We start from the raw sequence: 1,518 nt of genomic DNA, 5'->3' as shown, positions 1-1,518 counted from the left end.
GTCAGGCTCATAACCTGAAGGTCACAGGTTCAAATCCTGTCCCCGCAACCACACTTCAAACGCAAACGGCCCGCTCAACGCGGGCTGTCTGCGTTTTGAAGCCGCGCAAGGCCGTCGATCCACTCGGCTCAAACGCACGCAAGGCCCGTCAAGCTCCAAGCCGGCGGGCTTCTTGCCTCTCATGCCTGACCAGGTCCAAGGATCGAAGCGCAGAAGGCCGGTATAGCGCGGCAAAAGATGAGGTCCTATTTCCGGGCTTGCTGCCTGGCGCGTCGGCGATGCCGATGCTGACAAGGCAGCCTCGCCTCTGCGGGCCATAGACTGAAGGCGCCGGCTCAAAGACCAGCCCTGAAACCAAATACGAAACGAATTTTAGCCGGTTGGATTTTGCGCCTATCTTCTCGCGCACGGCTGCCACAAAAGAATCACACCCGGCATCAGCTTGCGCGTCGATCCTCGATCGTGCAGCCCTCATGGCTGAGGCAGCATTTCGGTCATGCCGAATCAGGCGACAGAGTGATTCTATTGCCGGCGAATCGCGGCAAGGTGAACCGGATCGGTCGAGGCAGCTAGCAGTTGATATCTATTGCTACCTTCTCCGGCGCCCCCATATTCGCCCAGGAGGGTTGCCAATGCCAAATTACGCTTTGAATGACCACTATGAGAGCTTCATCAGGAAGCAGCTCGAATCAGGTCGTTACAACAATGCCAGCGAGGTCGTCCGCGCGGGCCTGCGCATGCTTGAGGATTTCGAGGCGGAGCGGGAGAGGTGGCTGCGCGAAGACATACCGGCGCGGCTGGCCGAGCTTCAGCGAGATCCTGCGAAAGGCATCCCTGCCGAAACGGTCTTCTCCCGGCTGGAGGCGCGACATCGCGCGAAGCAGGCGAAGGCCAGGTAGGGGTGGAATATCGGATTGTCTTCCATCCCAGAGCGGAAGCCGAGCTGGAACAGCTATGACGACATAGCCGAAAGTGCTTAACCTGCGATCGCCTGGAATTCTGTTGTGGGGTATCCGCGACCATTGTCTCGGTCTGGCGACTTTTCCACAGCGGGACACCGAGTGGGGCGAGCCCATGCCTGGGCTTCGGATTGTCGGTTGCCGGCGTGCCGTTAGCATTGCCTTTGCCGTCGAGGGCGAGCGGTGCTGATCCTGAGCATCTTTTACGCTGGCCGGAACATCACGCCGAAATTGCTCGAGGACCGGCTCTAAATGGCGTTCCGGTAGGGAATTGCTCTGCGGCCACCGAGGCGCAACAGTTGTTTTTCAAGCCGATGATGCACGTTCAGCGCCGAGACCTCGGGGCGCATCACGGGAATGGTCGGCGGCAGAACACCGCTCACAATTCAGCCAAGCCAGCTCACGAATTTCGGCCCCGTGGATAACTCCACGAGAAATCGAAAAAACATCGCTGATCGCTGTTGACAGTTCTCATTGGTGGCGACTATATACGCCTCACGAACGAGGGCGGCTCGCCGCTGGCGACGAAGAAGTTTGCTTCTAAGCCTGCCCTTAGCGA

1 protein-coding gene is annotated in these 1,518 nt (G+C 58.9%); it reads left to right on the top strand.

Annotated features, from left to right (window positions below; translation table 11 throughout):
* The first annotated feature begins 632 nt into the window (after positions 1-632).
* Positions 633-899: a type II toxin-antitoxin system ParD family antitoxin gene (locus NKH57_RS33685; protein ID WP_352950671.1), complete on the top strand. Its 267-nt coding sequence runs from the start codon at positions 633-635 to the stop codon at positions 897-899.
* Positions 900-1,518 lie beyond the last annotated feature (619 nt).

Origin of the sequence: Mesorhizobium sp. M1050 (assembly GCF_040318715.1) — a bacterium.
GTDB lineage: Bacteria > Pseudomonadota > Alphaproteobacteria > Rhizobiales > Rhizobiaceae > Mesorhizobium.
Note: the sequence above shows the minus strand (reverse complement) of the source record. Positions and strands in the feature narration are given on the sequence as shown.